General features: G+C 56.5%; 20 protein-coding genes and 1 tRNA gene. 11 read left to right on the forward strand and 10 right to left on the reverse strand.

The window, feature by feature from the left end; genetic code table 11:
- The first annotated feature begins 78 nt into the window (after nucleotides 1-78).
- The 6 genes from ACR0AK_RS20365 to ACR0AK_RS20390 all read left to right on the forward strand — a co-directional run bounded on the left by ACR0AK_RS20365 (nucleotide 79) and on the right by ACR0AK_RS20390 (nucleotide 7,374).
- Nucleotides 79-978 carry a LysR family transcriptional regulator gene (locus tag ACR0AK_RS20365; RefSeq protein ID WP_480794752.1) on the forward strand — a complete coding sequence of 300 codons (900 nt, stop codon included), beginning with the start codon at nucleotides 79-81 and terminating at the stop codon, nucleotides 976-978.
- Entirely contained in the window at nucleotides 935-1,483 is a 549-nt protein-coding gene (locus ACR0AK_RS20370) for a P-loop nucleotide/nucleoside kinase family protein (protein WP_480794753.1), read from the forward strand. Before ACR0AK_RS20365 ends, ACR0AK_RS20370 begins: the two co-directional genes overlap by 44 nt.
- A gap of 817 nt (nucleotides 1,484-2,300) precedes the next feature.
- The gene (locus tag ACR0AK_RS20375) at nucleotides 2,301-3,806 is read left to right on the forward strand and encodes a trimethylamine methyltransferase family protein (protein WP_480794754.1); all 1,506 of its coding nucleotides are present in this window, start codon (nucleotides 2,301-2,303) and stop codon (nucleotides 3,804-3,806) included.
- A gap of 12 nt (nucleotides 3,807-3,818) precedes the next feature.
- Nucleotides 3,819-4,262 (forward strand): SRPBCC family protein, encoded by a 444-nt coding sequence (locus ACR0AK_RS20380; protein WP_170561614.1) that lies wholly within the window; start codon nucleotides 3,819-3,821, stop codon nucleotides 4,260-4,262.
- Entirely contained in the window at nucleotides 4,255-4,959 is a 705-nt protein-coding gene (locus tag ACR0AK_RS20385; protein ID WP_480794755.1) for a maleate cis-trans isomerase family protein, read from the forward strand. Before ACR0AK_RS20380 ends, ACR0AK_RS20385 begins: the two co-directional genes overlap by 8 nt.
- The gene (locus tag ACR0AK_RS20390; protein WP_480794756.1) at nucleotides 4,960-7,374 is read left to right on the forward strand and encodes a GcvT family protein; all 2,415 of its coding nucleotides are present in this window, start codon (nucleotides 4,960-4,962) and stop codon (nucleotides 7,372-7,374) included.
- Here the strand turns inward: ACR0AK_RS20390 and ACR0AK_RS20395 are convergent.
- The 6 genes from ACR0AK_RS20395 to ACR0AK_RS20420 form a co-directional block, all read right to left on the reverse strand.
- Nucleotides 7,371-8,291 (reverse strand): LysR family transcriptional regulator, encoded by a 921-nt coding sequence (locus ACR0AK_RS20395; protein ID WP_480794757.1) that lies wholly within the window; start codon nucleotides 8,289-8,291, stop codon nucleotides 7,371-7,373. The two genes, ACR0AK_RS20390 and ACR0AK_RS20395, sit on opposite strands and share 4 nt — an antisense overlap.
- Nucleotides 8,292-8,497: 206 nt before the next feature.
- Complete coding sequence (locus ACR0AK_RS20400) at nucleotides 8,498-10,177, reverse strand: thiamine pyrophosphate-binding protein (protein WP_480794758.1); 1,680 nt, start codon at nucleotides 10,175-10,177, stop codon at nucleotides 8,498-8,500.
- A 3-nt stretch (nucleotides 10,178-10,180) separates the two neighbouring features.
- Complete coding sequence (locus ACR0AK_RS20405; RefSeq protein ID WP_480794759.1) at nucleotides 10,181-12,592, reverse strand: FAD-dependent oxidoreductase; 2,412 nt, start codon at nucleotides 12,590-12,592, stop codon at nucleotides 10,181-10,183.
- The gene (locus ACR0AK_RS20410) at nucleotides 12,592-14,991 is read right to left on the reverse strand and encodes a GcvT family protein (protein WP_480794760.1); all 2,400 of its coding nucleotides are present in this window, start codon (nucleotides 14,989-14,991) and stop codon (nucleotides 12,592-12,594) included. The genes ACR0AK_RS20405 and ACR0AK_RS20410 overlap by 1 nt, the downstream gene beginning before the upstream one ends.
- Nucleotides 14,988-16,274: an aspartate aminotransferase family protein gene (locus ACR0AK_RS20415; RefSeq protein ID WP_480794761.1), complete on the reverse strand. Its 1,287-nt coding sequence runs from the start codon at nucleotides 16,272-16,274 to the stop codon at nucleotides 14,988-14,990. Before ACR0AK_RS20415 ends, ACR0AK_RS20410 begins: the two co-directional genes overlap by 4 nt.
- Nucleotides 16,274-17,818, reverse strand: coding sequence for a trimethylamine methyltransferase family protein (locus ACR0AK_RS20420; RefSeq protein WP_480794762.1), 1,545 nt, complete (start codon nucleotides 17,816-17,818; stop codon nucleotides 16,274-16,276). Before ACR0AK_RS20420 ends, ACR0AK_RS20415 begins: the two co-directional genes overlap by 1 nt.
- A 109-nt stretch (nucleotides 17,819-17,927) precedes the next feature.
- On the opposite strand from ACR0AK_RS20420, the gene ACR0AK_RS20425 reads away from it, so the two are divergent.
- Entirely contained in the window at nucleotides 17,928-18,794 is an 867-nt protein-coding gene (locus ACR0AK_RS20425; protein ID WP_480794763.1) for a LysR family transcriptional regulator, read from the forward strand.
- Nucleotides 18,795-19,212: 418 nt separating this feature from the next.
- Here the strand turns inward: ACR0AK_RS20425 and ACR0AK_RS20430 are convergent.
- Nucleotides 19,213-19,288, reverse strand: a tRNA-Thr gene (locus tag ACR0AK_RS20430).
- 222 nt (nucleotides 19,289-19,510) lie between these two features.
- Between ACR0AK_RS20430 and ACR0AK_RS20435 the strand changes: the two genes are divergently transcribed.
- From ACR0AK_RS20435 to arsB, 4 genes are read left to right on the forward strand one after another with little or no spacing between them, the layout of a single operon-like run.
- The gene (locus tag ACR0AK_RS20435; protein ID WP_480794764.1) at nucleotides 19,511-20,344 is read left to right on the forward strand and encodes an arsenate reductase/protein-tyrosine-phosphatase family protein; all 834 of its coding nucleotides are present in this window, start codon (nucleotides 19,511-19,513) and stop codon (nucleotides 20,342-20,344) included.
- Nucleotides 20,341-21,339, forward strand: a complete 999-nt coding sequence (locus tag ACR0AK_RS20440; protein ID WP_480794765.1) for an ArsJ-associated glyceraldehyde-3-phosphate dehydrogenase — start codon at nucleotides 20,341-20,343, stop codon at nucleotides 21,337-21,339. The genes ACR0AK_RS20435 and ACR0AK_RS20440 overlap by 4 nt, the downstream gene beginning before the upstream one ends.
- On the forward strand, nucleotides 21,336-22,601 hold the full coding sequence (arsJ, locus tag ACR0AK_RS20445; RefSeq protein WP_480794766.1) for an organoarsenical effux MFS transporter ArsJ: 1,266 nt from the start codon (nucleotides 21,336-21,338) through the stop codon (nucleotides 22,599-22,601). The genes ACR0AK_RS20440 and arsJ overlap by 4 nt, the downstream gene beginning before the upstream one ends.
- Nucleotides 22,598-23,620 (forward strand): ACR3 family arsenite efflux transporter, encoded by a 1,023-nt coding sequence (arsB, locus tag ACR0AK_RS20450; RefSeq protein ID WP_480794767.1) that lies wholly within the window; start codon nucleotides 22,598-22,600, stop codon nucleotides 23,618-23,620. Before arsJ ends, arsB begins: the two co-directional genes overlap by 4 nt.
- A gap of 26 nt (nucleotides 23,621-23,646) precedes the next feature.
- Here arsB and glf read toward each other — a convergent pair whose 3' ends face one another.
- Genes glf through ACR0AK_RS20465 form a run of 3 tightly spaced genes read right to left on the reverse strand, consistent with a single transcriptional unit; the run spans nucleotide 23,647 to nucleotide 26,484 of the window.
- On the reverse strand, nucleotides 23,647-24,795 hold the full coding sequence (gene glf / locus ACR0AK_RS20455) for a UDP-galactopyranose mutase (protein WP_480794768.1): 1,149 nt from the start codon (nucleotides 24,793-24,795) through the stop codon (nucleotides 23,647-23,649).
- A 1-nt stretch (nucleotide 24,796) separates the two neighbouring features.
- Entirely contained in the window at nucleotides 24,797-25,687 is an 891-nt protein-coding gene (locus tag ACR0AK_RS20460) for a hypothetical protein (protein ID WP_480794769.1), read from the reverse strand.
- Nucleotides 25,684-26,484, reverse strand: a complete 801-nt coding sequence (locus ACR0AK_RS20465) for a glycosyltransferase family 25 protein (RefSeq protein WP_480794770.1) — start codon at nucleotides 26,482-26,484, stop codon at nucleotides 25,684-25,686. Before ACR0AK_RS20465 ends, ACR0AK_RS20460 begins: the two co-directional genes overlap by 4 nt.
- Nucleotides 26,485-26,595: the final 111 nt, after the last annotated feature.

Here is a 26,595-nt window from a genome sequence, read left to right on the forward strand (position 1 = left end):
GGTCGTTGTCGTATGCTTTACTTCCAAACAATCATTTATGGAATTGCCGCAATCTGCAGAAGTGTTATGCATAAATGCATGAACTGGAAAGCCATCAATTTCGACTGGAATCAAGTGCGGTCCTTTCTTGCGACAGCCGAAGAAGGCTCGTTTTCCGCGGCGGCGCGCGTTCTTGAGCAAACTCAACCCACTGTCGGCCGTCAAGTTGCGGCGCTGGAAACGGCGCTTGGCATCACCCTGTTTGAAAGAGTAGGAAAGTCGCTTAATCTGACAACTGCTGGTGCCGAGCTTTTGTTGCATGTCAGAGAAATGGCGGATGTAGCAAACAGGATTTCACTTACTGCTACAAGCCAGTCGCAAGCTGTTGAAGGTCAAGTCAGGATTACCGCGTCCGATGTGATGTCTGCATATCAGCTGCCGCCTATCCTGAAAAAGATCCGACTTGCGGCACCGCGACTGGAGATAGACATCGTTGCTGCAAATGACATACGAGACATACAGCGACGTGAGGCTGATATCGCCATCCGACATGTACGTCCGACGCAGCCGGATCTGACAGCAAAGCTCGTCGCCGAGGCCACGGCTCATTTTTACGCGGTACCGTCGTATCTTGATCAGGTGGGACGGCCAAAAAATGAAAACGAACTTGCGAAATTGGACTTTGTCGGGTTTGGGGACATCGACACGATGATCGGCTTTCTCGATCCGGCGGGCATAAATGTCACCCGAAAAAGCTTCAGGATTGGCTCACAAAGCGGGATTGTATCCTGGGAACTGGTGCGCCAAGGTTTTGGCATAAGTGTAATGTCGGACGATGTGGCTGCCTTAACACCAGGAGTGGAGCGCGTGCTTCCCGACCGCGAGCCGTTTAAGTTCCCGATTTGGCTGGCGACGCACTCCGAGTTACATACTGCACGAAGGATCAGACTGGTGTTTGATCAACTCGCGGACCAACTTAGCTCAGGGATCATCAGGTAAACCGGGAGTTCGTTTTATGTCACAGATCATTCCAACGCTCCACTTGCTATGTGGCAAAGTCGCTTCCGGAAAATCAACCCTAGCAGCGGAACTGGCGGAAAGAGACGCGGCCGTGCTCATTTCAGAAGATGAATGGCTTAGCGCCCTTTTTGGCGACCAGATGAAGTCCCTGCAGGATTATGTGAATTGCGCTTTCAAACTGCGACTGGTCATGGGTCGTCACGTAGCGACCCTGCTGAAGGCTGGCGTTTCAGTCGTTCTCGATTTTCCAGCGAACACAATTGAAAACAGGGCCTGGATGCGCGACCTGCTGAAAGACACTGCCGCGCAGCACCACCTTCACTTTTTGGATTTGCCCGATGAGGTTTGTCTGCGTCGGCTGCAAAAGCGCAACAGAGAAGGAGCGCATGCCTTTGCAGCAACAGAAGATCAATATCGCCGTATTGCCCGGCATTTCGTGCCACCATCACCCGAGGAAGGTTTTAATATCATAACTCACCGTTAGCAGCTCCAGACATTCAAAAATGTTGCGGCAGGAATTGGGTATTTTGGCCAACCGCTCTCAATCGAAAAGTGAACAAATGCTCACAGACACACTTTACCGGGTCTTAAGTCTGGAGTTTGCGGTGTAACGGAAGGCGTATTCCAACTTTCACTTGCCGCCCATTGCTCGCAGTCCACAAAAACATCGGGCCAAGCATCATTTCTATCCCAATGATATAAAGAGTGCTTTCGGGTGGCCTTTTTCAAGCACAAGCTTGGAAAAGCACCCCGTGGCAGAGGCTATCAGCGTTCAAAAAAGAGTCCGCTTTGGGCTGTAGGCAGCCTATTGCACTCGCAGCTACCAATCACTTGCCTACGTCCGGTCCGAGCTCAATGCATCAGCTCGGGCGCGTCGCAGAGAATGTCGGCAAGGAGCCCGTTCTTCGATTATGGTTTTTTCGCTGCGCACGCTCGCTGCGGATATTTTGCTGCATGGAAATCGGCCGTTTTAGCGCAGCGCGGCGAGAAAACTGAGCGTTCACACCTCGGGCGGCATTGTTGACCTGCCCAATTTGGGATGGAGCTGACATTTAGAGTGTTGAACTCCAATATCTGCTGCAACAACCCATAGCGGTATGGGCGGACATCAACGTCACAGGAAAGCCCTTTTCAAAAGCGACGCATTCACTGGCTTGAGATAACCGAGCTGTTGCGATGAGACTCATACAGCGCAAAGCAACGCTAAAGACCTTTCGTGAATTTTGTTCACCAACTGAGCCGGTTTATTGAATTCTCAACACAAAACAATTGCGCTTTATTGGTGTCGTTGAGGGGCGTAGATGGTTAGACGCACGCGAAGACAAGAGACATCAGAAACCGGATTGGAACCGGGCGCACTGCCTGCACTTCAGATTGGGGGTGCTTTGAGGCCGCTGTCGTCCTTGGAATTGGCAGCCATCGAAGCGCATGCCTATGACATTCTTTCGACAGTGGGTATGGTCGGCTTGCCGGCAGAGGCGACCGAACGGGCGATTGCTGCAGGGGCGTGGCATCGCCCTGACGGACGCCTTTGTTTTTCAAATGAGATGATCAGAAATGCACTGTCTCGTGCTCCAAGAAAGATCACGTTACCGGGGTTCACTGCAGACAGGGATTTGCAGATCGGCGGCAGCCGGGTTCACATCGGGACCGGCGGAGCGGCGGTTCAGACTCTGGATGCCGCAACCGGCGCCTACAAGCACAGCTCGCTGAGCGATCTCTACGATCTGATGCGCGTATTGGATGCATCTTCGAACATCCACTATGGTGTACGGCCCGTTGTTGCCAGGGATTTGACAGACCCGTTCGAGCTGGACATCAACACCGCGTTTGCCTGCCTCAAAGCCACTTCGAAACCAATTGGCATCAGCTTTTGCGAGCCTGTTCACATCGACCCGATAGTTGAGTTGTTCGATATAGCGCTCGGCCACAAACATGCATTTCGGGAAAGACCGTTTTGCATGGCAGTGATTGTCCATGTGGTTCCCCCGCTGACCTATAGCGCCGAAGGAATACTGATGCTGGAGAAGGCCGTGAGGGCAGGCATGATCCCGCAGATTTGTTCGGCTGGCCAGGCAGGCGCGACAAGTCCGGTCACTTTGGCCGGCGCATTGGCACAGGGCTTGGCAGAGTCGCTCGCTGGCCTAGTGGTGGTTGACGGTATCCAGGCGGGTAGCCCGTGCATTTATGCGCTGATGCCCTTCATTTCCGATTTACGCACCGGAGCCATGAGCGGTGGCAGCGGTGAAGCAGCGATCGCCAATGCTGCCGCGGCCCAGCTTCTGGCCCATATCGGCCTACCATCCACAGTCTCGGCGGGCATGACGGATTCCAAGATGGTGGATGCCCAAGCGGGCTATGAAAAAGGCTACACCGTCGCCCTGGCCGGACATGGCGGCGCCGACATGATCAACCTTTCCGTGGGGATGCTGGGCTCGATCATGGTGGCCAGCCCCGAAGCGATGGTGATCGATGACGACATGTGCGGGGCAATCCTGCGCAGCATCAGGGGGATTGAAGTGAGTTTGGAGACACTCGATCTGGACGCGGTGGAACGCGTCGTCACCCAGGACGGGCATTATCTTGGGGAAATCGAAACGCTCAAGCGCATGAAGTCAGACTATCATTATCCGGCTCTTGCCGATCGCCAAAGTGTCGATGACTGGGTTGCTGCAGGCCGTCTTTCGATCTGGGATCAGGCACGGACCCGCGTGACCGAGATTCTGGCAGCACCGCATTCGGCCCATCTTGATGCAGAGGCTGAAGCACGTATTCGAGCCAGCTATCCCATCCATCTTCAGCCCTAAAAAGGAGCCGACATGCACGTCTTCAGAAGTATGGTCATCGACAGTGACATAAACAGAGTCTGGGCGGCCGTTCGCGCCTTTGACGGTGTAGTGCATTGGAATCCGGGCGTGGCAGGTGTTGGCCTGGAGAACGGATCACCGACCGCCACCGGCACCATCCGCAAGCTGGACATCGCCGATGGCACAGTGTTCCGGGAAACATTGTTGGCCCATTCTGATACCGATCATTCCTATACCTATGACATCCTCGAAAGTGCGCTTCCCGTGACCGGGTACGTGTCCACGCATCGATTCATTCCGATCACCCATACCGGCCAAACTCTGGGCATCTGGGAAAGCCATTTCGACTGCGCCCCCGGGGTCGCTGATGAAATGGAAAGGACCGTCGGTGACATGATCTATGTCGGTGGCATGATCGGACTGAACCAATTCCTGAAGGAGACTGAGAATGGCTGACACCCTTGCCCCTCGCGCCGTAATTGGCGTCATGACGCCTGCGATGAATACCGTGGTCCAGCCCGAGTTGGAATTGCTGCGACCGAAGGGTGTGACCAACCAGATGCAGCGCTTTCGTTTGGGGGGCGATGCGGTGTCGGATGACCTGCCCGACGAAGCGGCAAAGTTGATGGACTGTGCGCCGTCGGCAATCGCCATCGGCCTGACAACCGACGCAGGGCCCGGCGGGCCGGACAAACTGAAGGCGCGGTGCGAAGATATCGCACAGCAGGTCGGCGTACCGGTGATTGGCGCTTCGCAGGCCGATTATGCGGGGTTGCGCGCCTTTGGGGCGACGCGTGTTGGCATTGTCACGCCGTTCAACGCTGAAGTCGATGCTGTGGTGAAAGCAAACACTGAAAACGCCGGGTTCGAGGTGGTCGCGATCAAGGGCACCGAAGCGCCCTCGCTTCCTGCCATCTGTGAAACTCCGTTGGACGATATCCGGTCCGTCTTTGCTGAAGTCGCTTCCTCGGATTGCGATGTTATCCTTCAGGTCGGAACCGCGCTGCCCGTGGTGGCCATGATCGGCGCGTTGGAAGACACCCACGGCAAGCCAATCGTGGCCTGCAATGCGGCGGTCTATTGGCAAGCGCTGCGCGCCGTCGGCATAACCGATCCGATCACTGGTTTTGGTAGACTGTTGGAGTCGCACTGAATGCAAAGCCATGCAGAGGTTGTTGTCATTGGCGGAGGCGCAGTTGGTTCTGCCATCCTGTACCATCTGGCTAAGGCAGGCATCACCGATGCCGTTGTACTTGAAAAGAATGAACTGACTGCGGGGTCGACGTGGCATGCCGCGGGCAATATTCCCACTTACGCTAACTCGTGGTTGGGCATGCGCGCCGGAAACTATGCCTGGCAGCTTTACAAGGAGCTTGCCAAAGACCCGGTCGCGCCGATCACCTATCGGCATACATCCGCTATCTGGCCTGCTCACACGCCTGAGCGGATGCAACTATTCCAACACCTGTGCGGTGTGTCTCGATCGGCGGGGTTTGAGCTGTCGATGCTGACGCCGTCACAGATTGAAGAGATGCATCCTTATTGGCAGGCGGATGATACAATCCATGGTGGGATATTTGATCCCTATGAGGGCGACATCGATCCCAGCCAGTTGACCCAGGCACTAGCCAAACACGCCCGTGACTTAGGTGCAAAGGTTCATCGGTTCACGCCGGTCACAGGATTGCGACAGCATGCGTCGGGGGAATGGGTGGTTGAAACATCGACTGGCACCATTGTCGCGGGAACCGTGATAAATGCGGCGGGCTCAAGCGGCGGACGGATTGCGGCAATGGCGGGGTTGCACGTGCCTGTCGTCACCCTTGAACACCAATATATGGTGACATCGCCTCTGGCGGTTCTCGAGAAGGACACCGACACGTTTCCTTTGATCCGAGACCCCGACATGCGCTTTTACCTCAGGCGCGAACGAAACGCCTTGTTGCTCGGGTCCTATGCCCACGAAGGCCGCCCGGTCTGGCAAGACGGGGTTCCTCAGGACTTTGACCATCAGTTGTTTGCAGATGATATCGACGGGATGATGGCGGTGTTCGAAGCGGCCTCAGCCCATGTGCCTCTGCTTGCCGAAGCGGGTGCCCAGCGTTTCGTTAATGGCCCGATCCCCTATTCGCCTGACGCACTTCCCCTTGTAGGGCCCGCCGCAGGTGTTCGAAACTTCTACCATGCGACAGGCGTTCAGATTGGCATCACGCATTCAGCGGCCATTGGCAAAGCCATGGCCGAATGGCTGACGACAGGCGAAACCGAATGGGATCTGTCCGCCTGGGATCCCCGCCGGTTCGGGTCATGGGCCACGCAAGACTATGCAGCGGCACGCGCGTCCGAGCATTATGACCTGCAATATGCGATCCCCTATCCTCATCGTCATATGGATTCTGGGCGACCGCTCAACAAGACCTCGCTCTATAAGCAACTTGTCGAACAGGGCGCGGTCATGGGACAAATCGGCGGCTGGGAACGGGCATTCTGGTTCGATCTGGGCAAGACAAACGATCCAAGCGCTTTGAGCTTCGGACACGAGCCTTGGCAGGATGCCGTGCGGATTGAATGCGAAACGGTTCGTGATCGAGTCGGGATCATGGACCATGGCGGCTTCACAAAATTCACCCTGGATGGGCCCGACGCGGCCAAGGTGCTTGATAAAGTTGTCTGCGGAACGCTGCCGCCTGTCGGTCGGGTGCGTCTGTCCTATATACTGACACCCAAGGGACACATATGGTCAGAAGCGACAATTGCCCGTTTGGCCGACGACAGATTTCTCTTGTGTGGCCCTACCCTGGCTGTTGATCGAGACTTCGACTGGATTTCGACCGCTTGCGGCGATGCCGATGTTCGTTTGACCAAGGGTTACGCTCGCGATGGCGTGCTTTTGGTGATGGGTCCGAAATCCCGCGATCTGTTGCAGGGCCTCACTGCCGATGACCTGAGCGCGGCCAATGCACCCTGGATGAGCCTGGCCGAAATCGAGATCGCAGGTATGCCGGTCACGGCCATGCGGGTCAGCTTCGCGGGCGAGTTGGGTTGGGAGCTACATGTCGCCTCGTCAGATCTGGTGGCCCTTTACGATGCGATCTGGGCGACGGGCAAGCCGCATGGCATCTGCAATTTCGGTTCTTACGCGCTTAATGCCATGCGCGTCGAAAAGGGGTATCACGGCTGGGGCGCGGACTTTGGCGTTGAATACACGCTGTTCGATGCTGGTCTTTCCAGATTCGCGAACATGTCCAAGCCTTTCACCGGTCGACAGGCCGTTGAAGAACAGGCAATGCAGGAAGCTGCATGGGCCTTTATCGGGTTGGAGATCACCGATCTCGGGCCAGAGCCATTGCCATCCGACCCGATCATCCGAGAGGGGCGGGTCATCGGTTACTTGACGTCGGTCTCGATGGGCTATCGAACCGGCAAGTTGTTGGCGCTCGGCTATGTTGAAAATGGTTCGCTCGAGATGGGAGAGGACTGTTTGGTTCAGGCTTTCGGCGAGATGCGCGCGGCAACGCGTCATTCTCACCATGTGTACGATCCAAAAAACGAGAGGCTCCGGTCCTAACCGAACCCGCCGTTTGCCGAAGACCAGCGCGCAAGAGCTTGGGCGACTTCCAGAATGGGGCCTGTGCCCTTGTCTTCGGATCGTATCATTGCGACCCAAGGCACTTCGATTCCGTCCTTGCCGACGCGCAGGCCGACTATACGTCCAGCTTCGATGGCCGGGCGCACGGCCCAGCCAGCAAGCACGCTGCTGCCCTGACCGGCGGCCACAAGTTCGACGATGGCTTCGGGCATCTCTACCGTTGTGGTCCAGCGTGGATAGCGCCCGGACGGGCGGAACAACCGGGCAAATTCACGATCCGGCTCAGGGGTCAGGGCGTAGGTGATGAAGTCTTCCCCTTCGATGTCCTTGCCTTCGATATGAGTTTTTGCGGCAAGCGGGTGATCTGGTGCGAAGATGAACAGCAACTCGTCCCTGAACAATGGAATGCAATGCGTTCCAATGGGCGTTGTCTCCTCTGACGTCACAATGATGTCGGCGTGCCTGTTTGCAAGTGCGCCAACAGGTTTGCGCGTCACGCTTGCCATGACCTGAAGCTCAATTCCCGGTAGCCGCGTTCGCAGATAGCGGATGAAATCGGGCAACCAATGCGACGCGCTGTAGGTTTCGACCGCGATGCGCACAACATGCTCCACACCGCGGTCCATTCGCCGAACATCGCGCTCGGCCCGGTCCATTTCGGTCAGAACGCGATCCGCGACATCGGCAAGATATTCTGCCGCCGGGGTCATGCGCAGGCGCTTGTGGATGCGCGTGAACAGAACCAGATCCAACCGTCGCTCGGCTTCTTTGATGCGATGCGAAAGAGCCGACGAAGTGACCCCTAAAGCCTCGGCCGCATCGTTGACACGCCCGTGTTCGGCAATCGCGCGGATCATCTTCAGATGACGCAAATCAAGAAAGGGGCCTTCTGCCATTTGAACCTGAGCAGATTTCACATAACAGGTGATTTTCTTTATCTCTATTCATCATAGGTCAAGTCGAAACTTTGATCGAGTGAGACCGTCCGTTTTAAGCCTCGGACGAACATTCCAGCATCAACACGCTTGCGCCCTTTTCTCGGGCTGCGTGCGCGGCACAAAGATCCGTGTTACCAGCGTCGATGATAATGGAGCCCAGGCGCTCATGCCTTTGCCCCATTCCGCGGTGCCCTGAACAGGTCCTTGCGCAGCGTCATGAGCGCGCCCGGATCGATCTTGGCTTGGATAACAGTGGTTTGGTCCGATGCGATAGCCTTTTGCAGGGCGGGGCCCATACCGCCGGGGCCGTCAACCCAAATGCCTTTGCCACCGCAGAGTTCGGCGAATTTGTCAAAGCGGGGGCTTTCTATTTCCGCGCCCAAAAGGCGGCCCCCGTAAAACTCTTGCTGATAGGCTTTCTCAGCGCCCCATGCCTCGTTGTCGAGCACCACGACGGTAATCGGAAGCCTGTGCGAAATGGCGGTTTGAATCTCGATCATAGTGTAACCAACAGCACCGTCGCCCATGATCGCAACAACCGGACGCTCAGGGGCCGCGGCTTTTGCGCCGATCGCTGCGGCAAGACCAAAGCCGACTAGACCAAAATCCAGCGGTGTGATCAGTGACATTGGTTCGTAATGGGCCAGGCGATCCGCGGCCTGAAGGCAGGTGTTGCCGGTATCAAGTGTAACAATGGCGTCTTCAGGTAAGGCATTGCGCAGCTCCGCCAAAGCGCGGCGAGGGTGCAAGGGCAGCGTTTCGATCAGGGCCTCTTCGGCCCGTTCAGCCCAAAGACTGTCCATATCCGCCTTGAAGCTCTCGCGCCATGCGTCGCAATTTGGCCTATGGCCTGCATCGGTCAGCGCTTCGGCCGTAAGGCGCGCGTCACCTTGAGCCGCGATTTCAGCAGGGAAATATCGACCAACGGCAGAGCCTTCGACATCAACATGCGCGATGCGAGTATCTGCACCAACGTAGTCGTTGGAATGGAAGGTTGAATTGAAGCCAAGACGAGCGCCAATCACGACCATCACATCTGCTTCTTTCGTCAGACGGCTGGCCACGCGGTTGCCGCGCGGTCCGGCTTGTCCGGCAAACCAGGGGTGGCCATGGCGCATCACATCTGCATGGCCGGTCGAGGCCACAACGGGCACTTCAAGTGTTTCTGCCAGCGCGGTCAGCGCATCACGACCCGCGCCCCATTTGAAACCACCTCCGGCAAAGATCACCGGGCGTTCCGCCCCGGCCAGCAACGCGGCAATGGTGGTGACGTCAGCAGGCGCGGCCGGACCCGGGCGCGCAATCCGTAGCGGTCTGGGATCAATGGCGGGGATCTCTTCAGCAAAAAGGTCGCGTGGGACATGCAGCACAACGGGGCCTCGGCGACCGGTATTGGACAGACGGATCGCATCCTCAAGCATCGGAGCCAGCCGCGAAGGATCTGTCACCATCACCGAGCGTTTGCAGATCGGTGCAAAGAGGGTAACCTGATCGACCTCCTGAAACGTGTCCTTGCATTGATCCGCGCGGGTGATTGCGCCCGCGATGACAACCATCGGCGAATAGGCCAGATGTGCCTCGGCCACGGCAGTCACGATATTCACCACGCCGGGACCGGCCTGCGCGCCTAAAACCACGCCTGGCTTGCCGGTCATACGCGCCCAAGCATCGGCCATGTGACCCGCCGCGCGTTCATCGCGCGCACCGACATAGGCAATCTCTCCGCCCTGATATAGCGCGTCATAAAGTTCCAACATTGATCCACCCAAGAGGCCGAACACAGTGTCGATCCCATTGGCCTTCAAAACGCGATAGACGGCCTCGCCGCCGGATATATTAGTCATCTCTCAGTCCTCGGCTCTTGGGCGCAGGTTGTCGGCATCAAACAGCGGGGCGTCATGTATCGTCACCGGATAAGCATCATTCAAAATCTGAACCGTAAGATTTGCGCGCGGCGTCCCTTTCTTTACAAAGAGCCACCCGAGCGATTTGCCCACCGTGTAGCCGTAGCCACCCGACGTGGTCAGACCTACGATCCGGTCTTTCAACAAGACCGGCTCTCCGCCATAAATATCGAGACTGTCAGCATGAAGCTCTGCATAAAGCAGCTCCCATTCCGGATTACGCGCCAGCATCGCGTCCTTGCCGATGAAATCACGATCCTTGGCCACGATGAACCTTTCAAGCCCAACATCCAGCGGACCGACATCAGTCGTCATTTCACCGCTGGCGCGATAAGCTTTTTCCATCCGCAATCCGTTGAAAGCATAGGACCCCAGATCGGCCAGTCCAAACTTGGCACCTGCCTCGAACAGAGCATCATAGATGTCTGCAATGCGCTCCAGCGGGGCGTGAAGTTCCCAGCCCAATTCGCCCACGAATGAAACGCGCAACGCATAGCAGGGCACCTGGGCGACCGTGATTTCCTGCCCTGAAAGCCATGGGAAAGCTGCATTGGACAGATCGGCCTCTGTCAGTTCAGACAAAATGCGCCGCGAAGCAGGGCCTGACATAGCCAGCATTCCCCAATCGGCGCTGTGATCAACAATCTGCACGTCTTCACCCGGCTGGATATGGCTTTGTATCCAGGCGAAATCCGGGTTAGCGCGAGCAATTGGGGAGCCTGTGAAATAGCGATCCTTATCCATACGCCAAATGGTGATCTCAGTCTCGAACCGGCCCTTTTCGGTCAACAGATGGTTGAGGCTCATCCGCCCGTTTTTGCAAGGGATACGGTTGGCAGACAGGCGATCCAACAGTTTGCCCGAATCCTTGCCAGTGATCTCGAATTGGGCGAATGCGCAAAGGTCGATCACACCAGCGGCTTCACGGGTAGCTTTTGCCTCGGCCAGCGCATTTTCATGCCAGGGCTGATGGCCCCAACCGATTTTCTCAACTTCACCGACATCCCCGAAGTAACGCGGACGCTCCCACCCTGCAATCTCACCAAACACCGCCCCTTTGGCAGCCAGCCGATCATAGAGAGGATGCCGGTTCACAGGGCGCAAGCTATTGAACTGTTTTCCGGGGCACGGCGTGTCATGACGGCGCATGAATTCGTCTTTGGTGCGCTCAACGATGTAATGATCCGATGCAAAATCTCCGTAACGGCGGGGATCAAGGCTGCGCGTGTTGATCGAGGTTTCGCCGTGCACCATCCAGTCGGCCAGTACTTTGCCAGCACCGCCGCCCCACGCAAGACCAATGGATGAGCCACAAGACAGCCAGACATTGGGCGCACCAGAAGGCCCGACCAGCATTCCTCCATCCGGCGTATGGGTGATCGCGCCGCGCACAACGCGTTTGATTCCAAGCTCGGCCAGGATCGGCATCTTGTCGAAAGCGACCATCAGGAAATCGCCAATCGAGTCGTAATCCGCAGCAAACAGCTCGTTCTCGGCGGCCCATGGCGCGCCTTCAGGCATTTCCCAAACGGTCGGGCAAACATGGCCCTCGTAAATACCAATCAATCCGGATTTCTGTTCCTGCCGGATATAGCCACCATAAGAGTTGTCGCGCATCACCGGCAATTCCGGGCGGCCTTCGAATTCGGGCACTGTGTCGGTGACAAGGTAGTGATGTAGGCAAGAGACCGAGGGGATCTTGAGCCCGAACCATTCGCCGACCTGATTGGCGTAGGAACCGGCGGCAATCACGATATGCTCGGCCAATACGTCGCCCTTTTGGGTCTTGAGCAGCCACATATCGCCCCTGCGACTGGCACCCAGAACCTGATTGTGCCGCTCGATCTTTGCCCCTCGAGCACGGGTAGCAGCGGCCAGTGCCATCGTCACGCCAGACGGGTCTATGTGCCCATCCTCATAGGTTCGTACGGCAGCTTTAACGTTATCGACATTGTAGAACGGGTTGCCTTTCGCAACCTCATCCGGCCCCACCAAATCCATCGGCAGATCCAGCAATCTGCCGACGCCCATGATCGATTTCATCCAGTCGACTTCATCATCGGTTGTGGCAATGCGGAACCCACCGACCTCATGCCAACCGATGCTTTGCCCCGTTTCCAACTCGACGCGCTTGTAGGTCTCGATCGAGGTCTTGTTGATCCAGCCTGCAACACGGCTGCCCACGGCATGGGCAATTTGCCCTGCTGCGTGCCATGTGGACCCGCTGGTCAGTTCAGCCTTTTCAAACAGGATCGTGTCGGTCCAGCCATTTTCAGCGAGTTGGAACTGGGCCGCAACGCCCATAATACCGCCGCCAATGATCGCAACGCGGGTCGTGCGTGCCGTCTGCGACATCAAAACGCCTCCTTGGCGGGTTGTAGCGAACATTTTGCGGAATAGCGGGTACAGGCGATTTCCACCTCGAACCCCGTCACAACGTCATGCCCCGCAATCAGATCCAACGGCGCGTTTATCATCGCCAGCGCAGCAGAGCGGTCAAAACGATAGCTCCACGCCGCAGAAGTTATCTGTCCAACGACGCGGCCATCATAGTAAATCGCTTCATCATGAATCGGGATCGCGTTCGGGTCATCGAACATAAGCGAAACGATCTGACGCTTGGGTGGACCCGCTTTAATCAGCGCCTCCTCACCTACGAAGCCGGTGCCAAAAGCGCAGAACGCACCCAACCCGGCCTCTTGCGGGGTTGTGCCCGGTGTCAATTCATGGCCGAAGGCACGAAACCCACTTTCGATCCGCAAGCTGCCGCTGGCAAAGAGGCCCGCATGAGAGGCACCTGCCACGACAAGCGCCTCATGCGCGGCCATGGCCATGTCAGCAGGAACATAAAGTTCATACCCCACTTCACCGGTAAAGCTCAGACGACCAGCCCAACCGCGCGCCAACCCGATCTCGACCGGCGCAAAACCAAAGCGTTTGAGGTCAGGTACTGACGCATTGCTGGTGGCCTGCAATACGTCGTGCGCTTTAGCCCCGGCGAGGCCAATCACGGCATAGCCGCTTGTCACATCGGTAAACTCGACACGGAAGTCACCTTTGGTGTCGTGCATACGTTTCATGACACGGACAACTTCGCCCGCGCCGACGATCATCAGATAAGTCGCCGGGCCATGACGTTGCACGGTCAGATCGCTTTCAACACCACCTCGCGCATTCAGGATTTGGGTATAGGCGATGCGCCCTTCGGCGATGTCCATCTGCGCGGCACATAGCCGGTTGAGAAAGGCGCAGGCGTCCGGCCCCTGTATCATGATCTTGCCAAAGGCGGATTGATCAAGAATGGCCGCGCCATTGCGGCAGGCGTCTACTTCCCGCTTCACCTGACCGCGCCATTTCGGTGCGGCGAAGGTGAGTGGCAGGTGCGTTGCATCTCCACCAAAATGCATGGCGCGTTCCCAGCCCCCTCGCGCTTCAAAACGCGCGCCCGCGGCCATCAGCCCCTGGTGAATTGGCGAGCGGCGCTGACCGCGCGCAGTGTCCATTGACCGACCCGGATAGGGATTGTCGTAGTGCCGACCCAGCACCTCGGGAATGCGGGCTTCTAGCGCGCCCAACACGTTCATTTCGGGACTGAAACGGCGTATATCAGCTTCGTTCAGTTCCATCGTCGGCTCGCCGGCGATGATCCATTCTGCCATCGCCTTGCCCGCGCCACCAGCCAAAGCGATCCCGGTAGAGTTCATGCCCCCCATCAGGAAGAGACCCGGCACCTCAGGGCTTTCCCCCAACATGAACTGGCTGTCGAGTGTAAAGCTTTCGGGGCCGTTCAGCAGCATCCGCACTTCGGCGGTTTCCAGAGCGGGAATGCGGCGCAGCGCATTCTCCATCATCGGCATGAAGTGGTCCCAATCCTCATCCAGCAGATCGAATGAAAAATCCGTAGGCAGATCGCGCGTAGAAATGCCCTTGGCATGAGGCTCAAACGAGCCGACCAGCAAGCCCTCAACATCGTCGCGGGCATAAAGATAAGCGTCCTGATCGTTCAGCGTTGGCAGATGCACACCTTTGCCTAACGCTTGTACCTCGGCCAGCGGCTTCGTCAGAATGTAGAAATGCTCGCAGGCATAAAGCGGCATATGCGCACCAGCCATTTCAGCCACTTCGCGCGACCAGAGACCGCTGGCGATCACGACCTCTTCGGCCTCAATCACGTACTCACCGATTTCGACGCCCGAGATGCGACCATCTTTCTTTTGCAACCCGGTCACACGGGTGTCTTCGAAAAATTTCACACCGCGCGCCTTGGCTCCTTTGGACAAGGCAAGCGCCACATCTGACGGGTTCACGCGCCCATCAGCAGGCGACCAAACGGCACCGATCACGTCGTCCACTTCAATCAACGGCCAAAGTTCTTGTGCGTGGGCGGCATCGACCACCTCGGCCTCCAGCCCAAAAGCACGACCAAGCGATACCTGCCGTTTGATGTTGGTCAGTCGGTCCTCATTGGTCGCCAGCGTCAGCGATCCCGTTTGTGTCCAGCCAGTGGCTTGTCCGGTCTCAACTTCCAACTCGCCGTAAAGGTCAATCGAGTAGTTGATCAATTTCGTCAGCGTCGCCGACGGGCGCAAACGCCGAACCAGACCGGCGGCATGCCATGTGGTGCCTGACGTCAGTTTCGAACGCTCCAGCACCACGATATCTTTGCGCCCTTCGCGGGCCAGGTGATAGGCGATGGAACACCCGATAACGCCACCGCCGATGACGACGGTGCGGGCGGAGGACGGGAGGGTCATTGCAATGCTCCGTCGCGGATCATATCCGACAAAGTGTCGTCAAAGGCCCAGAGCGCTTCATCAACCAGTTCGGGTGTATGCGCGGCTGAGGTCAAACCAGAAGTATAGGCCATCATATCCACGCCGCGCGTCAGCATGCCGTCGCGATAGGCTTTGACCAAGGGTTTCGGTAGCCCCCTAATTTCGGCAGGGCTAAGTCCATCCAGACTGCTACGGCCGAAAAACACGTGGAAAACCGAACTGTCGCCATAGGCAATGCCCGCGATGCCCCGCCTCTTCATGGCGGCATTCATACCATCGCGCATGCGTGCGGCCATGGTATCGGCCTGCGCCTGCGCCTCGCCGCTGGCCAAGAGCGAAATCGCGGCACAGGCTGTAGCCGCAATCAGGGGCGAGCCGTTAAAAGTGCCCTTGTGGCTGACCGCAGGCCCAAAACCACCTCGCACGGTTGCATTGTTCAAAAGCTCCATGATTTCGGTGCGACCACAAATCACGCCACCGGGCAAACCGCCTGTCGCGATTTTTGCCAAAGTGGTGAGGTCGGGTACGATCCCGTCGCGTGCCTGACGCCCACCAGGCGACCAGCGAAATCCGGTGATGATCTCATCAAAGATCAGTACAACACCGGCGGCACGCGCAACGTCGTGCAGCGCCATCAAGGTATCGGTGGCCAAGGGGACGCAGCCATAATTCGCGCCCGAGGCTTCAATGATTACCGTGCCAATACGGTCATCCCGTAGCGCGCCTTCCATAGCCTGAGGATCGGCTGCACAGATATGGATCAGATCGTTGATGGCATCCGGGATACCCAAAGACGGCGCCTGATCGCTGCCCGGCCTTGCCCCTTTCAATGCGTGATCATGCCAACCATGGAAATGGCCCTCAACACGCAGCACGTGATCCTTGCCCGAATATGCCCTCCCAAGTCGCAATGCCAGCATCGTGGATTCCGTACCCGATGCAGTGAAACGTGTACGTTCGGCAGAAGGAATTACCCGGTTGACCCACTCGGCCCACTCAATTTCCTGGGTGTGGCAGTCCGCGCTGAAAATCGAACGTTCGGCCTGTCTCTGCACCGCTTCCACAATTGCCGGGTGACAATGCCCTAACATCTGACTGGCGCTGCCCATTTTGAAATCAATATAGCGGTGTCCTTCAACGTCCCACTTTTCGGCACCTAGCGCGCGATCAATGTATATTGGGTGCGGATCACGAAATCGTAGCTCATGGCTGACACCGCCTGGCAGGCTCGCGCGGGCGCGGGTGCTAAGATCTTGGTTCATCATTCCGGCCGTCCGATTTGTGCCCGTGTCAGGCGGATATCAAAATTCATCCTAAGCGTGCGATCCACTTCGTCCGGCAGGTGGCTGGGAAAATGCGTACTCAGGATCTCTCTCGCCCTCTCCCGCGCAACGTCGCCAATCCGCTGAGCACCATCATCTTGCCAGTCGCGAGGCGCGCGCCGATCGCCGATCTCGGGATAGAAGTAATCTGACTTCATTCGGCCGAATGTGTGTTGCTCACCCAAAAAGTGCCCTTCACCCCGACAGACATCTGCGATGACATCAGCGGCGATATTTTCGGGTGTTGCTTCGACGCCGCGTACAGTGCGCAGGATGTTACCCAAAAGGTCATTGTCGCTGACATAGGCCGCGTGACTCACCCCCAAAAGGCTCGACATCATACCGGCGGCCTGGGTAATGATATTTGATCCGGCATGCGCCGCCATTGTCACCGCCAGCGATTTCTCGGCCCCATATTGGGCATCCAGCCGTTTTGCATCTGTGATCCCGGCAATCGAAGAGGTCGGCAAATCCCAACGCCGTCCCATCTGCGCCGCACCGGCCATCAGGATGGCCTGTTCGCCTCCGCCGCCGCTCATCGACCCGGTGCGCAGGTCGGCCACAAGGGGTTTAGGGGCAAAAATCGCCTTGACCTTTGGATCGACCAAACGCGCAAAGACCAGACCTGCCAGCGTTTCCGCTACCGCCTGCACCAGCGATCCGGCAATCGTTGCCGGGCTGGTGGCCCCGGCCTGTCCGGCGCTGATCAGCTGCACCGGGAACCCGGCCTTGATTGCCAACTCCAGCACCTCACAGGCTTCTTCGGCAAAACGCATGGGCGGAACCACATGGCACACCATGATCGTTAGGAAGGGACGGGCACGAAATGCCTCTTCGCCACCGGCGATTTCATAGCAAAGCCTTGCAATATCGGCGACGTTCTGCGGCTCGGTAACCGAAATCGAAACGTGCTTGGACGTGCCCGTAAGACAGGCGTAAGCGGTGTTCAGATCCATCGACGCGTTGTCTTCGACATCGCGTGCCACAACCGATCGGCTAAAGTGGTGAATATTGTCCATCCGGTCCACGATCCGCGCTGCATCGTAGAGGTCCTGCAATGTCGAATCTCGATATTCATGAGTGTCGAGATCAAACACGCCAGGCGCCGCGCCGCCGGTAGACATATGCACGCGGGCGGCTTCAATCTTCAGGTCGTTCTCGGGACGCTGGCCACATAAGGTGAACCCCCGCTGCGCTCCGTCCATCGCACATTTCACCAGCGCGCGCGGGAACAACAGCCGACCATCATCCGTCATGGCCCCGCCAGCAGCAGTGACTTTTTCGATCATCGAGGGAATGGCCTGACTAAGCCCTAGGTCTTCAAGAAGCTTATATGCGGCTTCCTCGACCATACTTTCTTCGTCAGGCAAGAGCGGTTTAAGACGCCCACCAATCACCCCTGGCCATACCGGTGGCTGCGGGCCAGTCTCCGAGACTTGCTTTAAGCGGTCTTTACGACCGCGCCGACGGTTTGCCATGGTCATCGATTCATGAGCTCAGGTTTATGCAGCCCTATCCTGCCCCGGAAATAGCAGAGTTTACAAAAGCAACATTCTCAGCAATGAATGAGAAAAACTCATCTATTGGATTGCCGTGACTGCTTCCCTTACAGCTTTACGTGCCTTTGACGCCGCCGCCCGGAATGGCAGTTTTCGAGCAGCCGCGGCGGACCTAACTGTGACCCCGACTGCGATCAGTCATCATATTCGCGGATTGGAGGATCAGTTTGGCGTCAAGCTATTCAGGCGCGAGGGTCGTGATGTCACCCTGACAGCTGAAGGCAGGCGCTTGGCCCATGCGACCAGTCAGGCCTTTGGCCTGTTGGACAGTGCGGTTCAATCCATGCATCGAAGCGCACGCAAAGCGGTGCGAGTTTCGGCGGGACCGATCTTTACGGCGCGCTGGCTCATGCCGCGGATTAGTGATTTTTGGGAAGCCCATCCCGAGATCGAATTGGAAGTGGTGCCAGCCCTTTATCCCGGCGCGCACGAACGCGAGAATGTCGATATCATAATCCGCTGGGACCGCATCGCCGACATGGCAGAAGGTGCAATCAAGCTGCTTGAGCTTAGCCCGGTCGCCATAGCATCCGAAGAATTTGTCATTACACGAGGACCTATCGATCACCCAAAGGATCTACTAACCTTGCCCCTTCTGCATCAAAGAAATCACTGGGGATGGCGGGACTGGTTTGAGGCAATGGGCGTTTCAATAGCCGATCTGCTGTACGGGCCGATCTTCGAGGACGCAAACGTGCTGCTGCGCGGCGCTGCCGAAGGCCAGGGAGCAATCATTGGCTGGCTTCCACTGATCGACCAGGATCTGGCGGAAAACAGAGTCGTTCGGATTTTTGATGAGCGTATAGCCCCAACCCATGGCTACTTTATCGATATCCAGCATACCAGCAGGACACGTTCTGAGGTTCGAGAAGTTGAGGATTGGCTTGTCACACAATCATGATTGACAAGTGCATCAGTTGTTGAGCGATTGGCCATCATGTTTTCATGAAGCTGTCGATCTGCAATTGCTCACAGATGCCACGCCAGCTAACACCCTGAAGGGCAACGACAGCTCCATCCGCAGATCGGTCAGGCGCCCAATTTCGATTAACGCCTGTTGTTCATGAAGGCTGCCGTCGGAGCCTAACCTCGTTAATAAGTGCAGAACCTAGGTCGGCGTGCCCGTCTTAGTTGGGACCTTTTCACAGCCCTAACTCTAACAAAAACCAACATTCACCATCATCAAACATATTAGAGGAATGCGTATCAAGGGAATCGATGGCAAGAAAATCGGGGCGCATATCCATCAACAAAATAACAGGGGATACACAATAACACACTATAAAAAATATTAAATTACAGCGCCTTATCTTCAAATATGGTGCCTCAAGAGGGACTCGAACCCCCGACCTTGTCCTTACGAAGGACCTGCTCTACCAGCTGAGCTATTGAGGCAAGCGATGGTGTCCTTAAACCCTAGTGCTGATGCGTGCAAGTCTCGTTAGCCGTGGACGCTTTCAATGCGCGTGATGATGATTCGGACAGCGCAAATCGCTGGCATCCCACTCCATTCCTGAACTGCTACAAAAAAACCAACCTTGCAAAGTACTTAGCCTCGTCTCCGTTGCTGCGTCGTTTAGATTGACTGATTTGTATTATTTCTATATTTCATGAAATATGATAGAACGAATAACAAACCAATTGGCCATCCTGGGTCATCCGCAGCGCATCCTTGTGTTTCGCATGTTGATCCGGCGTTTTCCTGACAGCGTCCCTGCGGGAGAGTTGGCGGATGAGCTCGACCTGAAGGCCAGCACTCTATCCAATTACCTGAACGCGCTGCAGCGTTCCGGGTTGGTCAAGCAGGAACGTTCCGGGACGTCCCTGCTCTATTCGGTAGAAATGAAAAACGTGCAGCAGATGCTTGATTATCTGATCGTTGATTGCTGCCGTGGTCGCCCGGATATCTGCATGCCTTTTGCTCAGGGAAGTGAGACGGTGACAGATCGTAAGTTCAATGTCTTGTTTCTGTGCGTGGGCAATTCTGCCCGCTCGATATTTGCGGAATCTTTGCTGCGCCAGTTGGGCGGTGACCGGTTCAACGTTTATTCGGCCGGTACCCAACCCACGTCCCAGCTCAACCCATTCGCTTTGCAGGTCCTGAGCGACAAGGGGCATGACACCTCTATCCTGCGGTCCAAACATATGTCCGAGTTTGCGGAGCCCGACGCGCCCGAGATGGATTTTGTCTTTACCGTCTGCAATCAGGCCGCAAACGAGGAATGTCCTGCCTGGGAAGGCCAGCCAATCAGCGGCCATTGGGGAATGCCCGACCCGGTAAATGCCACAGGAACGGATGCCGAGAAAAGCCTGGCCTTTCAAAACGCCTACGGCGCACTCAAGCGCCGGATCGAGGCCTTTACGTCTTTGCCGGTCGAAAGCCTCGACCGGATCGCATTGCAATCTGCTGTTGATGATATTGGCAGGACACCCACTGAGGACATCAAATGACGACTTATGCTGTGAACGGGCTGGGCCGGATGGGAAAGCTGGCCCTGAAGCCGTTGTTGGACAAAAGCGCAAAGATTGCATGGATCAATGACGCGGTTGGCGATCCTGAAATGCACGCACACCTTCTGGAGTTTGATACTGTGCATGGGCGTTGGGACGCCACGTTCGAGCATGATGTCGACAGCGTTACGATCAACGGAACCCGTCTGCCATTTATCGGCACCAAAGACCTGTCTGAACTGCCGCTGGACGGCGTCGATGTGGTGATCGACTGCACCGGTGTCTTCAAGACCGAAGCCAAATTGGCGCCGTATTTCGAAGCTGGTGTGAAGAAGGTTGTTGTCTCGGCCCCGGTCAAGGATGGCCCGGCTGCCAACATCGTCATGGGCGTGAATGAGACTACTTATGATCCAGCTGCCCATAGCATCGTAACGGCGGCGTCCTGCACAACCAATTGCCTGGCACCTGTGGTCAAGGTCATCCACGAAAACCTGGGCATTCGCCATGGGTCGATGACCACGATCCATGACGTGACCAACACACAAACCATCGTGGACCGCCCCGCCAAAGATCTGCGCCGGGCGCGCTCGGCGTTGAACTCTTTGATTCCAACCACCACCGGTTCGGCCACGGCGATTACGCTGATCTACCCGGAACTCAAAGGGCGGCTGAACGGGCATGCCGTGCGCGTGCCGCTGTTGAACGCGTCGTTGACCGATTGCGTTTTCGAGGTTGAGCGTGAGACAACCGTCGAAGAGGTCAACGCGTTATTCAAAACCGCTGCTGACGGTGATCTGAATGGCATCCTCGGCTATGAGACGCGGCCGCTGGTTTCTACCGATTACACCAATGACGAACGGTCTTCGATTGTTGATGCGCCCTCGACCATGGTGGTCAATGGCACACAGGTGAAAATCTATGCCTGGTACGACAACGAAATGGGCTATGCGCACCGCTTGGTCGATGTCGCGCTGATGGTGGGTGCTTCGCTGTGACCCAACGGCCCGCAGGACTGTCGGCCTATATCGCGGTCACGGCGGCCTATTGGGCCTTTATGCTGACCGACGGGGCCCTGCGTATGCTGGTGCTGTTGCACTTTCACACGATGGGGTTTTCGCCGGTTCAACTGGCATATCTGTTTGTACTTTATGAGATCGCCGGCATCGGCACGAACCTTGCCGCGGGTTGGATCGCGGCCCGGTTCGGTTTGACATCGACACTTTATGCTGGGCTGACATTGCAGGTTGGGGCGCTGTTGGTTCTCACTCAATTAGACCCTAATTGGGCGATTCCGACCAAAGTTGTCTTTGTGATGATCGTGCAAGGGGCCAGTGGAGTCGCCAAGGACTTGGCCAAGATGTCCTCAAAATCCGCGGTCAAACTGTTGGCCCCAACTGACGGCGGGGGGCTGTTCCGCTGGGTTGCGGCCTTAACCGGGTCAAAGAACGCCGTTAAGGGGCTTGGCTTTCTGCTTGGGGCTGCGTTGCTGGCTACCTTGGGTTTTATGTGGGCCGTTCTCGCAATGGCGGTGATACTGGCGTTGATTCTTGTCGCCGTCATCCTGTTCATGCCGCCCGGCCTGCCCGAGGGTCGCAAAGACGCCAAATTCTCTGAGGTCTTTTCGAAATCCGCCAACGTGAATTGGTTATCAGCTGCTCGAGTCTTCTTGTTTGGTGCACGGGACGTTTGGTTCGTGGTCGGCATCCCGATCTACTTTTATGCCGTACTCTCGGACGGCACCGAAGAGGGCAACCGCGCTGCGTTTTTCATGATCGGCACATTCATGGCTGTTTGGGTGATCCTTTACGGGGCCGTTCAGGCCGCTGCACCGAAAATCCTGCGCGCGAGTGAACGGACCGAAGGTGACCTGATCCAAGCGGCCCGAAACTGGGCCGCGGCGCTGTTCTGCGTACCCGCGTCCCTGACCATCGCGGTTCTGCTGTCATCCGGTCCCGAGGCATGGCTGACTGCCACGCTGGTCGTCGGCCTTTTGGCCTTCGGGGCAATTTTCGCGGTCAACTCATCACTGCATTCCTACCTGATCCTCGCTTTCACCAAGTCCGAGCGGGTGACAATGGATGTGGGCTTTTATTACATGGCCAATGCAACGGGCCGCCTTGTCGGCACAGTCTTATCTGGTTTGACATATCAAATCGGTGGACTTTCACTGGTTCTGGGCACCGCAGCCGCGATGGTCGCCTTGGCCGCACTGACGTCCGGCAAATTGACCGATCAGACAAAAAAGGCATATCCATGAGCATCTTCGAACGCTACCTGACTGTCTGGGTCGCACTTGCCATGGTTGGCGGCGTGCTGATCGGGTTGGCAGTACCCGGCCTGGTCCAACTGATCGCTTCGGCCGAAGTGGCCAGTGTCAATCTGGTCGTGGCTCTTTTGATCTGGGCGATGGTTTATCCAATGATGGTCGGCGTCGATTTCGGTGCGGTGGCAGGCGTTGCACGCCAACCGCGCGGGTTGATCGTAACGCTCGTCGTCAACTGGCTGATCAAACCGTTCACAATGGCCTTTCTGGCGGTTTTGTTCTTTGACCACGTTTTCGCACCGTGGATTAAACCCGAAGACGCCGCACAATACACCGCCGGGCTGATCCTGCTGGGTGCCGCGCCCTGCACCGCGATGGTCTTTGTCTGGTCACAACTCACCAAGGGCGACGCGACTTACACATTGGTGCAGGTATCTGTGAACGATCTGATCATGGTCGTGGCATTTGCCCCCATCGTGGCATTTCTGCTGGGCGTGACTGACATCCAGGTCCCTTGGCAGACACTGGTCCTGGCAACTGTGTTGTATGTCGTATTGCCGCTGATCGCCGGCCTCTTCACCCGACGCAAACTGGGATCGCAGGAGGCAATCGATGCGTTTTCCGCACGCGTCAAACCGTGGTCGGTCATGGGCCTGATCGCCACCGTCGTCATCCTTTTCGGTCTGCAGGGGCAAACCATCCTGGCCAAACCAATGGTGATCGTCCTGATCGCCATACCAATCCTGATCCAGAGCTACGGTATCTTCGCCTTGGCTTACGGCGCAGCATTTGCCCTAAAGGTGCCACACCGGATCGCCGCACCCTGCGCAATGATTGGTACGTCCAATTTCTTTGAGCTGGCTGTCGCTGTGGCCATCAGCCTGTTCGGCCTGAACTCGGGCGCGGCACTGGCAACGGTTGTCGGCGTTCTGGTTGAAGTTCCGGTAATGCTGTCATTGGTCGCATTTGCAAACCGCACTCGCGCGCGTTTCCCCGAACCCGCGCCAACATAAATTGAGTTGGCGCATTCAAACCTGCGTCAAAGAACTGGAACGAAGAACGGTTTTAAACGTTCTTTTGCCGAGATTGCGGACAGCACGGCCTGAGCGGTATCCAGCGACTCGCGGATCGTGACGTCCATATCCAGATACCGATAGGTTCCCAGACGACCGACAAACGTGACGTTTTGCGTGCTTTCAGCAAGCGCAACATACTCACCCAGCAGCGCTTTTTCCTTTAGCTGACGGATCGGGTAATACGGTATGTCGTCCGGACCAGCAGCACGGGAAAACTCGCGATAGCAGACCGAGCCGTCATGCGTTTCCCATGGCGAGAAGTGCTTATGTTCGGTAATCCGGGTAAAGGGCACCTCTTCCTCGCCATAATTCATCACCGCGCAGCCTTGATAGTCGCCCTCATAGGTGAACCGTTCGAAATCAAGCGTGCGATAACCCAGGCGCCCAAGCTCGTAGTCGAAATAGCCATCCAGCGGGCCAGAATAGAACACGTGATCGAAACCATCCGCCATGTCGCGATCGAAAGTGGTATTCAGCTTCACCGTGATACCAGGGTGATCAAGTATACCGGCAATCATGTCGGTATAGCCGTTTTCGGGCATGCCCTGAAATTTATGAAAAAAGTAGTTGTCGTCGTAGTTGAACCGTACTGGCAGGCGCTTGAGGATCGACGCCGGCAGCTCGGACGGGTGACAGCCCCATTGCTTGATCGTGTAGCCTTTGAAAAACGCCTCATACAGATCGCGACCGACGAACCGCATCGCCTGTTCCTCGAAACTCTGCGGGTCGGTGATGGATGTGTCGGCCTGCTCTTCGGTGATAAACGCATGCGCTTCGTCCGGGCGCATGGTCTTGCCGAAGAACTGGTTGATCGTATGCAGGTTCACTGGCAGCGAGTAGACCTGCCCTTGGGACGTGGTTTTGACCCGGTTCTTATAGGGCAGGAAGTTGGCGTATTGGTTCACATACTGCCAGACCTCTTCATCGTCAGTATGGAAGATGTGTGGCCCGTAGACATGAACCATGACGCCGGTATCGGCATCACGTTCCGTGTGGCAATTGCCGCCGATATGGTCGCGGCTGTCCACAACTGTAATGACGTGCCCCTGTTCAGAAAGCTTGCGACCGATCACGGCACCGGACAGACCGGCCCCCACCATCAAAAACCGCATATCAGGTACTTTCCCGTTTCAGCGAAATTGTCGTCATGTCCAGGGGTTTGATCAACTGACGGCGTGCAATCTTGAAAATTCCGGACCGCGCCTCACTGGCACTGCGGAACTTAGGCAGGACCGACATCCATGCCCGGCACATATGCCACCCCAACTGCAAGCGACCCGAGATTGGCTGCCCACCCTGCAGGATCGCGGCAAAAACGACAGGAACGGTACGCCGCGACAGATCAAACATCTGCTTTAGGACGGCCTCTTCCTCTTCCGAACTGAGGTTGTTCGACTCAGCCATCGCAACTTTCAGGTTCTTTCCAATCGGCCTTGTGTGATGCATCGCAATTTCGTCCAAAATTGCTGTTCGAAACGCGCCGGCCTCAGCCCAGCGGCACCAGATATAGTCCAAGCCATACCCGCTCATCGTACCCTGAAACAGCGGCAGTGCTTTTTTCAGGATATCTTTGTGCAGGCACGGGGCCATGATCTCGATATAGTTCGTGTACCTTAGTACAAACCCCGGGCATTGGCTGAACACAAAATGCGAGAAATAGCTTTCTGGGGTCAATGATGGTTGCGCAATGCGCAAGCCGTGAAGCTGCATGGCATCGAACAGCGCATTTACGTCTGCAGCGCTGATATCCAGATCGTCATCGGGCAGCCAATAGTAGTCATACTGATCAAGGTCACGATCTGCGAGGGTCTTGAATAACCCGTCCCACTTGCCGCCCTTCACCAGCACGGCCTCGACGCCTGGCTCAGGTTTGAAAGCAGCAAAAGCCTCGTCCGAGAAATAGCTGATCAGAAGGTCGAAGTTGCGATCTTCATAGGGAATTTCCTGCCACCGGTGGTGCAATGACTTGTTGCCCGCACGGACAACCACAAGGCTATTCTTCATGCGCGGTTCCGAACCCGATTTCCGGCCTGCATCAACGGGCCAAGCCCTTCTATCATGTCTGGGTTCAACGGATGGCTCAACCGTCCATACGTGTACTTTGTCTGGTACATTAAGTTTCGAACGAACCTGGCCATAGGCGAGCCGGGTTTCATCTTGCTGCGGCAGGGGTCAATTGTGCTGTCTGTCTCTTTGCGCTCTGCGACCATCTGCTCGCCCAGCGTGAGGATTGGCACATTGTGTTCCCAATAGAATTTTAGGTCGATGTCGATGGGACGCGCAATCGGGGCCTCAATCGCCAATAACCGGGCAGCTGCGCGTCGGCCGATAATGTAACCTGTGGTTCTCGGTGGCAGACGATCTGACAAGACAAGATCCTGATCTGCAACGGATTTAATAACCTGGCCATTGTTGCCTGACACGCCGTCGATCTTGATCATGACGTCTTCGAAACATTCGCCGCATTCAGCCAGTTCATTAAAAAAAGGCCTGGGATCCTGAACGAAAGTTGCGTCATCTTCCAAAACAAGACTCACATAGTCGGAAGAGTCCGCAACTTCCTGCCAAATCTGGCGGTGCCCCAGGGTGCAAGCGACTTCGTTAGGGCTGAGAGGACGTTTGAATTTGATCCGGTTCATGTCTGCGTCATACAGATGACGCAACTCAGAGTTGTTCAGTTGATCTCCGGCAATGGCGTCGCAAAATTCATGGTTCAAGCCAAAGCGGGCAAATTCGCTTTCGCAGAAACGTCGCCGTTCAACATCTTTCGGCAAACTCAGAATGACAGCCTTAATCGACACTGTTCCAATACCATTTATATTTGCGCCACGTTACTATGAGCCGTATTTACCAAGCACAAGCGCAAAAGGTCTATCTTTTTCCCATGACGCGTCAAGGAGTTCCTGCGGCAA

It is taken from the genome of Ruegeria sp. BI12, assembly GCF_056537985.1.

What these genes read in the sequence shown, in the direction of transcription:
- glf (WP_480794768.1), bottom strand. Translation starts at nt 24,795, where the DNA reads ATGCGGTTTTTGATGGTGGGGGCCGGTCTGTCCGGTGCCGTGATCGGT.
- ACR0AK_RS20380 (WP_170561614.1), top strand. Translation starts at nt 3,819, where the DNA reads ATGCACGTCTTCAGAAGTATGGTCATCGACAGTGACATAAACAGAGTC.
- ACR0AK_RS20395 (WP_480794757.1), bottom strand. Translation starts at nt 8,291, where the DNA reads ATGGCAGAAGGCCCCTTTCTTGATTTGCGTCATCTGAAGATGATCCGC.
- ACR0AK_RS20435 (WP_480794764.1), top strand. Translation starts at nt 19,511, where the DNA reads ATGATAGAACGAATAACAAACCAATTGGCCATCCTGGGTCATCCGCAG.
- ACR0AK_RS20385 (WP_480794755.1), top strand. Translation starts at nt 4,255, where the DNA reads ATGGCTGACACCCTTGCCCCTCGCGCCGTAATTGGCGTCATGACGCCT.
- ACR0AK_RS20405 (WP_480794759.1), bottom strand. Translation starts at nt 12,592, where the DNA reads ATGTCGCAGACGGCACGCACGACCCGCGTTGCGATCATTGGCGGCGGT.
- ACR0AK_RS20410 (WP_480794760.1), bottom strand. Translation starts at nt 14,991, where the DNA reads ATGACCCTCCCGTCCTCCGCCCGCACCGTCGTCATCGGCGGTGGCGTT.
- ACR0AK_RS20440 (WP_480794765.1), top strand. Translation starts at nt 20,341, where the DNA reads ATGACGACTTATGCTGTGAACGGGCTGGGCCGGATGGGAAAGCTGGCC.
- ACR0AK_RS20415 (WP_480794761.1), bottom strand. Translation starts at nt 16,274, where the DNA reads ATGAACCAAGATCTTAGCACCCGCGCCCGCGCGAGCCTGCCAGGCGGT.
- ACR0AK_RS20365 (WP_480794752.1), top strand. Translation starts at nt 79, where the DNA reads ATGAACTGGAAAGCCATCAATTTCGACTGGAATCAAGTGCGGTCCTTT.
- ACR0AK_RS20375 (WP_480794754.1), top strand. Translation starts at nt 2,301, where the DNA reads ATGGTTAGACGCACGCGAAGACAAGAGACATCAGAAACCGGATTGGAA.
- ACR0AK_RS20400 (WP_480794758.1), bottom strand. Translation starts at nt 10,177, where the DNA reads ATGACTAATATATCCGGCGGCGAGGCCGTCTATCGCGTTTTGAAGGCC.
- arsB (WP_480794767.1), top strand. Translation starts at nt 22,598, where the DNA reads ATGAGCATCTTCGAACGCTACCTGACTGTCTGGGTCGCACTTGCCATG.
- ACR0AK_RS20420 (WP_480794762.1), bottom strand. Translation starts at nt 17,818, where the DNA reads ATGACCATGGCAAACCGTCGGCGCGGTCGTAAAGACCGCTTAAAGCAA.
- ACR0AK_RS20390 (WP_480794756.1), top strand. Translation starts at nt 4,960, where the DNA reads ATGCAAAGCCATGCAGAGGTTGTTGTCATTGGCGGAGGCGCAGTTGGT.
- ACR0AK_RS20460 (WP_480794769.1), bottom strand. Translation starts at nt 25,687, where the DNA reads ATGAAGAATAGCCTTGTGGTTGTCCGTGCGGGCAACAAGTCATTGCAC.